The following is a 6,492-nucleotide window of genomic DNA, read 5'->3' as shown; positions in this document are numbered from 1 at the left end:
CCATCCAAGCGATGAGAGCCGCCTGAGGCGCCTTCGCACGAAATCCAAACCGCCCGAAAACTCTCCGCGCTTCATGGCCGCTGTTGCCGCAAGTTCCGAAAATCGTGTTTTCGCACGGCCTCGGCGGATTGCGGAAGCTCGCAAGCGCCGCCAACAAGGGCGGCTTGGCGCCATAAGCGGGAATTCGTTGTCAGATTAAACAATCCGAGTTTCCAGAGAAATGCGGACACGCCCCACCATCCGCAGCGTTCCAGCAACCATTGGCATTCTTTTGTAACCGGCGATCAAATCGGCGCCGTGATCATAGGGGCTTGCAGACGTCGCAACGCGGCGCGCTGCTGGTTGCCGGCCACTCACCCGAATATTGGTCGCCGCGCCCGGCGTGACATTCGCGCCGCTCCTTGTTCCCCGACAAAGTTTTTCGGCCATCGACAACCCATTGCTGGCGTCATGAAAGGGCGCGGGCGAAATGAGCGAGGCGTTTTACGCGAACCGGCCGGACTATCCGGCTGCGAAAGTTGAAACCGGCTGGGGGCCTTTATCCGCCCTGCCGGGCAACCCTTTGATGTGGGTGATGATCGCTTCCGAACTCGCGGTTTTCGGCCTGGCTTTGCTCGGTTATGCCGGCGCGCGGGCGCGCGACCCGCTTGGATTTGTCGCCGCACAGGACACGCTCGACCGGCTGGCGGGAACGATCAATACTGCCATTCTGCTGACCAGCGGCCTGTTCGCCGCTTTGGCCAACGACGCGGCTCGTCTAAATCGCCGCAATCTCGCCCGCAAATTTCTGGGCGCGGCGGGCGCGCTCGGGATCGCCTTTCTCGTCGTCAAGGGCTTTGAATATGCCCGCGAATTCGCCGCCGGCGCGGATATCGATTCAAGCCCGTTCTTCACCCTCTATTTTCTCGTTACCGGCTTTCACGCCCTGCATGTCGTGCTGGGGCTGATCATTCTCGCCATCGTCGCCAAAAGCGCCTCGCCAATGGCGGTCGAGACCGGAACCGCCTTCTGGCACATGGTCGATCTGATCTGGGTCATCGTCTTCCCCTGCTTCTACCTGTTGCGGTGAGCCATGCAGGAATCGACACTTCCCCTGCTTTTCAACTGGGCGGCGCTCATGGCCCTGACGGTCATTCTGGCTTTTGCCGGCGACGTTGTCGGCCTGTCGCAGCCCAGCCCCATCTGGCTCGTGGTCATAGCCCTCGCCGCGGCGTTCAAGGCGCGCATCATCCTGCGCTCCTACCTCGGGCTTTTCCGGGCGCCCGGCGCGCTCGCCGGTTTTTTCAGCGCCGTCTTCATCCTGCTGGCTCTGGTCGCCGTCTCTTTCCTGATCTTCCCGACGCCCGCCAGGACTAGCGGCGGAAAGCCTGCTTTCGCCCAAACATTCGCCGGAGGAACCGAATGAGTGAAGTTTTAACCAAATCCACGGCCCGCAACATCTTTTACGGCGGGTCGCTTTTCTTCTTCGTCATCTTCGTCGGGCTGACGGCGCATAGCCGCCATTACATCCTGACCAAGAGCACGGACCAGGCTCATCTCACCGACTCGGTCGTACGAGGCAAGCGCGTCTGGGAGCGCAACGCCTGTTTCGACTGCCATACGATCTATGGCGAAGGCGCGCGTTTCGCGCCGGAAGTCGGCGATGTGTTCAAGCGCTGGGGCGGCGAAAAAGACCCTGCCGGCGCGCACCAGACGATCAAGGACTGGATGAAGGCGCAACCGTCCGGCGCTCAAGGCCGTCGCCAGATGCCGCAATTCAACCTGAATGATACCGAACTCGACGATCTCGCCGATTTTCTTGCCTGGGCGAGCCGGACCAACACGCAAGGCTGGCCGCCGCGGCCGGCCAAGGTCAACTGATCCAAAAAAGCGGAGATTTTGATGCAGTATAAAACCCAAAGCATCGCCAAGACCTATTGGCTTGGCGCCATGCTCATCTTTGCCGTCCAGGTCCTGTTCGGGCTTCTCGGCGGTCTCGTCTATGTCATGCCCAATCTGATTCCAGTCGACCTTTTGCCTTTCAATGTCATCCGCATGGTCCACACCAATGCGCTGATCGTCTGGCTGCTGCTCGGCTTCTTTGGCGCCGCCTATTACCTCATCCCAGAAGAGGCGGAACGCGAAATCTACTCGCCAAAACTCGCCTATATCCAGTTCGTGATCTTCTTCGGCGGCGCGCTATCGGCGGTGGTGGGCTATCTTTTCCACATCTACGCGTCCGAAGCGCGCTCCTATCTGGAGCAGCCGCTTTGGATCAAACTCGGCATCATCGTCGCGGCTTTGATCTTCCTGTTCAACATCTCGATGACGGTGTTGCAGGGGCGAAAAACCGCGATCACCAATGTGCTGCTGTTCGGCCTTTGGGGCATCGCCATCTTCTTCCTGTTCTCGCTCTATAACCCGGCCAACCTGTCGGAAGACAAGATGTTCTGGTGGTATGTCGTCCATCTGTGGGTGGAAGGCGTGTGGGAACTGGTGATGGCTTCGGTGCTCGCCTTCCTGATGCTGAAAATGACCGGCGTCGACCGCGAAGTGATCGAGAAATGGCTCTATGTCATTGTCGCCACCGCGCTGTTCAGCGGCATTCTCGGCACCGGCCATCACTTCTACTGGATCGGCGCGCCGGCCTACTGGCAGTGGATCGGCTCGGTGTTCTCGTCGCTGGAAGTCGTGCCCTTCTTCGGCATGGTGCTCTTCACCTTCTCCATGGTGTGGAAGGGCCGCCGCGACCATCCCAACAAAGCGGCGCTGCTCTGGTCGCTCGGCTGCTCGGTGCTGGCCTTCTTCGGCGCCGGCGTATGGGGCTTCCTGCACACCCTGCATGGCGTGAATTTCTACACCCACGGCACGCAGGTCACGGCGGCGCATGGCCATCTCGCCTTCTACGGGGCCTATGTCTGCCTCAATCTGGCGATCATGACCTACGCCTTCCCGCAACTGTTCAACCGCGCGCCCTATAACCAGGTGCTCAACATGCTGAGCTTCTGGCTTCTCTCCGGCGGCGTTGTGTTCATGACCGTGTCGCTGACCTTCGCCGGCGTGCTGCAAACGCATCTCGAGCGCGTGATGGGCATGAGCTACATGGACGTGCAGGACCAGCTCGGCCTGTTCTACATCATGCGCCTCGGCGCGGGCGTAGTGACGGTGTGCGGCGCCTTTTTGTTCATCTACTCGCTGCTCGTTCCGCGCTCTCAGGAAGCGATCGCAGTGAACGGCCGCGCGCAAGCCGCCCCCGCCGAATAAGGAGAACATCATGAGCCTTGCAGTTGTCACGCCTGGAAGAGAATCGAAAACCTCGCTTCCTTTCTACCAGCCGCAAGGCCATGAATGCGAAATGTTCGAGGCGGCGTTTCGACGCCGCCTCCCCATCCTGCTCAAAGGCCCCACCGGCTGCGGCAAGACCCGCTTCGTCGCCCATATGGCGGCGCGGCTGAACCTGAATCTCGACACCATCGCCTGTCACGACGACCTGACCGCCGCCGACCTCACCGGCCGCTACCTGATCAAGAACAATGAAACCATCTGGAGCGACGGGCCTCTGACCCGCGCGGTGCGGCGCGGCGGAATCTGCTATCTCGACGAAGTGGTCGAAGCGCGCAAGGATGTGACCGTGGTGCTCCATCCGCTCACCGACGACCGCCGCATCCTGCCGCTCGACCGCACCGGCGAGACGCTTCACGCGCCGGACGATTTCATGCTCGTGATCTCCTATAATCCCGGCTACCAGTCGGTTTTGAAGACGCTGAAACCTTCGACGCGCCAGCGTTTCGTCGCCATCGCCTTCGACTATCCCAAGCCGGAAATCGAAGCCGCCATCGTTTCCCGCGAGACAGGTCTCGATCTCGACGCCTGCCGAACCCTGGTGCGGCTGGCCGGACGACTGCGCGCGCTAAAAGGCCAGGACCTTGAGGAAGGCGCCTCGACCCGACTGCTGGTCGCCTGCGCCAGTCTGATCGTCGATGGCGTGAAGCGCGACCAGACGATCGAAGCCGCCCTGATCGAACCCCTCACCGACGATCCCGATGTGAAAACCGGACTGCTCGATCTGGTCAAAGTGACCCTCGGCTGAGGTCCCCATGTCGCTGATCGGAAAAATCCTGAACACCAAATTCTGGGAGCCGGAAGAGGCGGTCGGGACGCTTTGGGATTCTTATGTTGACGGCCTCGACGCCGCGCAAAAATTTCCGTCGGCGGCGGTGGAACTGGCTCAGGTCAAGGGCGCTCTGGGCGTATTGTTTCGCGGCCTCGGCGGCGAAAGCGGCGTCGAAATCAAGGCCGGCGGCGAAAGCCTTTCGCATCATCGCCGCTCGTGGCGGCGGCGTTTCGCCCGCGACGCCGAAAAAATCGAAACCGCGCGTTTCGACGGCTCGACCTTGTTTCTGCCGGAAAAGATCGACGCCTTCGCCGACGCCGATCTGAACCGCAAACTTTATCTCTGGCTGGCGGCGCTCGCCGTCGCCGCAAACGCTATCGACGATTTTCACGCCGACCCGCTGCGTCGAGATATCGCGCGCCTGCGCCAGATTTTTCGCGATTGCGAGCGGGCCATTGCGCTGTTTCCCGGCCTGGCGCCGATCCGCGCCGCGCTTGGCGCCAAAACGCTGCATGGGCGGGCGCTCTTCAAGGCGCCGCCACTCGAAACCGAACTGGAAACATGGATTCGCGCGCGACTGGCGGGCGAGGTTTTGAAAATCGAGACCCCGCTGGAGCGCGCGCTGGCCGGCGACGCTGCGGCCTTGCAAACTTTGACCGCGCCCGCCTCCTACAAGACTTATAAACCTGTCCTGATGTGGGGCGAGCGCGTGGCGCCGCCGGCGGACGGCGGCAAACGCCGCGACGACGACGCTCCGGAGCCGGGCGGAGGCGCCGCCGATGGCTCCGAGAAAGCGTTAAAAGCCGAAAGACGCAAAAGCGATCAGGCCGAGCGGCGCGACAGCCTGATCCTGCATCGATTCGAATCCATTCTCTCCTTCGCTGACTTCCTCAACGTCAACCGCGATGTCGATGACGACGATGAAGATTCGGCGCGCAAGGCGGCGTCCGACGCGGACAAGATCGGGCTGGCCCAGCACCACAAAAAGCCGAAGACACGGCTGAAATTCGATCTCGATCTGTCGCCGGAGGACGGCGACCGCGAGAAGCTGGCCGGACGTTTCGTCTATCCCGAATGGGATTGGAAAAAGGGCACGCTGGTCGCCGATCAAACGCGCGTGCTGGAAAATATCGCCGCCGAAGCGCCGCACGGCTTGATGCTCGACCCCGCCGCGCGCCATCGCATCGAAGCGGTGCGGCGTCAGTTCGAGGCCTTGCGCCCGAAACGCAAAATGCTGTCGCGGCAGAACGAGGGCAGCGAAGTCGATCTCGACGAATTTTTACGCGCGAAAGCCGACCGGCTCGCTTGCGGGCAAGGCAGCGAGCGACTTTATCGCGACGCCCGCAACGACGAGCGCGATCTCGCGGTGGCGGTTCTGTTCGATGCCTCGCGCTCGACCGAAAGCGCCGTCAACGGCCAGCCGGTGATCGCCGTGGCGCGCGAGGCTCTGGTCGCTTTGTCGCACGGGTTGCAGGCCTGCGGCGACGACGTCGCGCTTTACGCCTTTTCCTCGCTGCGCAAGGAGCGCGTGTTCGTCGATGTCTGCAAGAGTTTCGACGAGCCGTTCGGGTTGAGGGTCGACGCGCGCATCGCCGCGCTGAAACCGGGATTTTACACGCGTATCGGCGCCGCCATGCGCCACGTCTCCTTTCGGCTGAGCGAGCGGCCCAACGCCCGCAAACTTCTGTTGGTGATCACCGACGGCAAGCCGAACGATCTCGATCATTACGAGGGGCGTTTCGGCGTCGAGGACACGCGGCGAGCAGTTCAGGAAGCGCGGCGGCGCGGCCAGGCGGTGTTTTGCGTCGCCATCGACCCGCAGGCGCGAAGCTATCTGCCGCATCTTTTCGGCCCGGCGGGCTTTTCCATCGTGTCGAAACCGGAAAAGCTGAGCGCGGCGCTGCCGGCGATTTATCGGCATCTGGTGGGGTGATCAGCCGCAGCAACCCGCCGGTTCGGCGTCGTTGGAAACGCGCCTCCGCTCGAAGAAGGTCGAGGAAATCTGGTCGACGCTGGCGATATGGTTGGCGAGCAGTTGCGCCAGGGTGAAGCCGATCAGATGGCGGCGCATCCGTCCGTCCGCGCGCGAAAAAGCGTCGCGCAGATTCTCCGCCTCCTTCAGCAAAGCGGCGTGCTGGCCCCTATGGCAATGCAGGATCGGCACGCCCACCTTTTCCATTTCCGCTTCCTCTCGGGAGAAATGAGCGCGGATTTCGGCGATGATCGCATCGAGATAGGCCGGCAGATCGGCTTCCTCGATCAGCGGCATTCTCTCATAGATTCGTTAACGCACCCAAAAAGAAAGGTCCAGCCAGCGCCGCCTTGCCCATAATTGTGGCAAATGAGCTTGTTATCATATATTTGGGTTGATACCTCAAATATGCGCTCTCGATGGGCAC

Annotated in this window: 8 protein-coding genes; 6 read left to right on the top strand and 2 right to left on the bottom strand. The window is 61.6% G+C overall.

Annotated elements, in window-relative coordinates:
* Positions 1-195 precede the first annotated feature (195 nt).
* Positions 196-429 carry a hypothetical protein gene (locus tag ACLP2E_RS08235; protein ID WP_442465637.1) on the bottom strand — a complete coding sequence of 78 codons (234 nt, stop codon included), beginning with the start codon at positions 427-429 and terminating at the stop codon, positions 196-198.
* Positions 430-469: 40 nt separating this feature from the next.
* On the opposite strand from ACLP2E_RS08235, the gene ACLP2E_RS08230 reads away from it, so the two are divergent.
* Genes ACLP2E_RS08230 through ACLP2E_RS08205 form a run of 6 tightly spaced genes read left to right on the top strand, consistent with a single transcriptional unit; the run spans position 470 to position 6,026 of the window.
* Complete coding sequence (locus ACLP2E_RS08230; RefSeq protein ID WP_442465636.1) at positions 470-1,069, top strand: cytochrome c oxidase subunit 3 family protein; 600 nt, start codon at positions 470-472, stop codon at positions 1,067-1,069.
* Between the two features lie 3 nt (positions 1,070-1,072).
* Entirely contained in the window at positions 1,073-1,405 is a 333-nt protein-coding gene (locus ACLP2E_RS08225; protein ID WP_442465635.1) for a hypothetical protein, read from the top strand.
* On the top strand, positions 1,402-1,860 hold the full coding sequence (locus ACLP2E_RS08220) for a c-type cytochrome (RefSeq protein ID WP_442465634.1): 459 nt from the start codon (positions 1,402-1,404) through the stop codon (positions 1,858-1,860). Before ACLP2E_RS08225 ends, ACLP2E_RS08220 begins: the two co-directional genes overlap by 4 nt.
* 21 nt (positions 1,861-1,881) lie before the next feature.
* Entirely contained in the window at positions 1,882-3,243 is a 1,362-nt protein-coding gene (locus ACLP2E_RS08215) for a cbb3-type cytochrome c oxidase subunit I (RefSeq protein WP_442462039.1), read from the top strand.
* Between the two features lie 10 nt (positions 3,244-3,253).
* Positions 3,254-4,069 carry a CbbQ/NirQ/NorQ/GpvN family protein gene (locus ACLP2E_RS08210; protein ID WP_442462040.1) on the top strand — a complete coding sequence of 272 codons (816 nt, stop codon included), beginning with the start codon at positions 3,254-3,256 and terminating at the stop codon, positions 4,067-4,069.
* 7 nt (positions 4,070-4,076) lie between these two features.
* Positions 4,077-6,026: a nitric oxide reductase activation protein NorD gene (locus tag ACLP2E_RS08205; protein ID WP_442465633.1), complete on the top strand. Its 1,950-nt coding sequence runs from the start codon at positions 4,077-4,079 to the stop codon at positions 6,024-6,026.
* Here ACLP2E_RS08205 and ACLP2E_RS08200 read toward each other — a convergent pair whose 3' ends face one another.
* A complete protein-coding gene (locus ACLP2E_RS08200) occupies positions 6,027-6,362 on the bottom strand; it encodes a bacteriohemerythrin (protein ID WP_442465632.1) in 336 nt (111 codons plus the stop codon).
* Between the last annotated feature and the right edge of the window lie 130 nt (positions 6,363-6,492).

The sequence above is a fragment of the Rhodoblastus sp. genome, assembly GCF_052145335.1.
In the GTDB taxonomy this organism is placed as follows: Bacteria; Pseudomonadota; Alphaproteobacteria; order Rhizobiales; family Beijerinckiaceae; genus Rhodoblastus.
The sequence above is the reverse complement of the archived record's forward strand: the minus strand, read 5'-3'. Positions and strand labels throughout refer to the sequence as shown.